General features: G+C 70.2%; 3 protein-coding genes. All 3 read right to left on the bottom strand.

What is annotated here, in order from left to right:
* A partial coding sequence (locus P3T39_RS37275; protein ID WP_280703769.1) for a GTP-binding protein occupies positions 1–1,270 on the bottom strand: 1,270 nt, incomplete at its 3' end.
* 1 nt (position 1,271) lies between these two features.
* Entirely contained in the window at positions 1,272–2,210 is a 939-nt protein-coding gene (gene cysD / locus P3T39_RS37270) for a sulfate adenylyltransferase subunit CysD (RefSeq protein ID WP_280703768.1), read from the bottom strand.
* The coding region (gene cysC / locus P3T39_RS37265) for an adenylyl-sulfate kinase (RefSeq protein ID WP_280703767.1) at positions 2,207–2,735 on the bottom strand (529 nt) is incomplete at its 5' end. The genes cysC and cysD, both read right to left, overlap by 4 nt.

Raw genomic sequence — 2,735 nt, 5'->3', positions numbered from 1 at the left:
CGGTCCCGAAGGCCTCGCCCGCCATGCCGGCGGTGAGGGTGGTGCCGTCGGCCGGGTCTATCAGGAGGAACGAGCCGGTGCGGCGGTTGTCGGCGTAGTCGTCCAGGGCCAGGGGTTCGGCGGTGCGCAGGACTACGTGGCCGATGTCGTTGACGTTCAGCTCGGTTGTGTCGCCGCGCTGTTCGAGGGTGTCGATGTCGATCCGGTAGGAGATTTCCCTGACGAGGGCGCGGACGGTGCGGGTGGTGTGTTTGAGGAGCACCTTGTCGCCGGTGCGCAGTGGGCGTTCGCCCAGGTGGCTGACGGTGGCTTGGATGTCCTTGGTGGGGTGGGGGGTTGTGCCTGTGGTGATGAGGTCGCCGCGGGAGATGTCGATGTCCGTGGTGAGGCGGAGGGTGATGGACTGGGGGGCCCAGGCGATGTCGGTCTCTTTGCCGAGGGTGTCGATGCCCGCGATGGTGGTGGTGTGGCCCGAGGGCAGGACGGTGACCGGGTCGCCGACGCGCAGGACGCCGGAGGCGAGCTGGCCGGCGTAGCCGCGGTAGTCGGGGTGGGTCCGGGTCTGGGGGCGGATGACGTACTGGACGGGGAAGCGGGCGTTCTCCTGGCCGGGGTCGGAGCCGACGGGGACGGTCTCCAGGTGTTCGAGGAGGGTGGGGCCGCCGTACCAGTCCATGTGGGCGGAGGGCTCGACGACGTTGTCTCCGGCGAGGGCGGAGATCGGGATGGAGACGATGTCGTGGATGCCGAGGGAGGCGGCGTAGGCGGTGAACTCGGCCGCGATCCGCGCGAAGGCGCTTTCGGTGTAGCCGGCGAGGTCCATCTTGTTGACGGCGAGTACGACGTGGGGGACGCGGAGCAGGGCGGCGACGGCGGCGTGGCGGCGGGTCTGTTCGACGACGCCGTTGCGGGCGTCGACGAGGACGACGGCGAGTTCGGCGGTGGAGGCGCCGGTGACCATGTTGCGGGTGTACTGCACGTGGCCGGGGGTGTCGGCGAGGATGAACCGGCGCCGGGGGGTGGCGAAGTAGCGGTAGGCGACGTCGATGGTGATGCCCTGTTCGCGTTCGGCGCGCAGGCCGTCGGTGAGCAGGGCGAGGTCGGGTGCGTTCTGGCCGCGGCTTTGGGAGGCGCGTTCGACGGCCTCCAGCTGGTCGGCGAGGACCGACTTGGAGTCGTGGAGCAGGCGGCCGACCAGGGTCGACTTGCCGTCGTCGACGGAGCCGGCGGTGGCGAAACGCAGCAGCGACGTGGCGGTTGCGGTGGTCATGTTAGAAGTACCCCTCGCGCTTGCGGTCTTCCATGGCGGCTTCGGAGAGCTTGTCGTCGGCCCTCGTGGCGCCGCGCTCGGTCAGGCGGCTGGCGGCGATCTCGGTGATCACGTCGGCGATGGTGGCGGCGTCGGAGTCGATGGCGCCGGTGCAGGACATGTCGCCGACCGTGCGGTAGCGCACCAGGCGCCGCTCGACCCTCTCGCCCTCCCCGGGGCCGCCCCAGGCGCCGGCGGTCAGCCACATCCCGGCCCGGGCGAAGACGTCACGCTCGTGCGCGTAGTAGATCGCGGGCAGTTCGATGCCCTCGCGTTCGATGTACTGCCACACGTCCAGCTCGGTCCAGTTGGACAGCGGGAAGACCCGCACGTGCTCGCCGACCGCGTGCCGCCCGTTGTAGAGCGACCACAGCTCGGGACGCTGACGGCGCGGGTCCCAGGCACCGAACTCGTCCCGCAGGGAGAACACCCGCTCCTTCGCGCGGGCCTTCTCCTCGTCCCGGCGCCCGCCCCCGAAGACCGCGTCGAACCGGCCCCTGTCGATGGCATCCAGCAACGGCACCGTCTGCAACGGGTTACGGGTACCGTCCGGACGCTCACGCAGCCGCCCGTCGTCGATGAACTCCTGCACCAAGGCGACGTGCAGCCGCAGACCGTGCCGCGCGGCGACGCGGTCGCGGTAGGCGATGACCTCGGGGAAGTTGTGCCCGGTGTCCACGTGCAGCAGCGCGAAGGGCACCGGTGCGGGGTGGAAGGCCTTCAGTGCCAGGTGCAGCATGACGATGGAGTCCTTGCCGCCCGAGAACAGGATCACCGGACGCTCGAACTCCCCCGCGACCTCACGGAAGATGTGCACCGACTCCGCCTCGAGGGCATCCAGGTGCGACAGCGTGAACGGGTTGTCCGCCGCCTCGATCGGGCTGTGGGTCGCGGTCGTCATGCCAGGCCCCTCGTCGTCAGGAAGGTGTGCAGTTCGACGGCCGAGTCGGCAACCGACCGGCCCTGCGTCTCAAGGCGCAACTCCGGGTGCTCGGGCGCCTCGTACGGATCGTCCACGCCCGTCAGACCGGAGATCTCACCCGCGGCCTGCCTCGCGTAGAGGCCCTTCACATCCCGCTGGGAACAGACCTCCACCGAAGTGGCCACATGGACCTCCACGAACACCGTCCCACTCGCCGCATGCCGCTCCCGCACGGCGGCACGCGAGTCCGCGTACGGCGCGATCACCGGGGCGAGTACCTTCACGCCGTTCGCGGCCAGCTTCTCGGCCACGAAGCCGATCCGCGTCACATTGGTGTGCCGGTCCTCCCGGGAGAACCCCAGCCCCCTGGACAGGAACTCCCGGATCTCGTCACCGTCCAGGACCTCCACCCGATGCCCCTGCGCACGCAGCCGCTCGGCCACCGCGAAAGCAAGAGTGGTCTTGCCCGCACTGGGCAGCCCGGTCAGCCACACGGTGGCGCCG

Source organism: Kitasatospora sp. GP82, assembly GCF_029892105.1.
Classification (GTDB): domain Bacteria; phylum Actinomycetota; class Actinomycetes; order Streptomycetales; family Streptomycetaceae; genus Kitasatospora.
Note: the sequence above shows the minus strand (reverse complement) of the source record. Positions and strands in the feature narration are given on the sequence as shown.

Excerpts from the sequence above, each read along its gene's own strand:
- cysD (WP_280703768.1), bottom strand. The coding sequence starts at position 2,210 with ATGACGACCGCGACCCACAGCCCGATCGAGGCGGCGGACAACCCGTTC.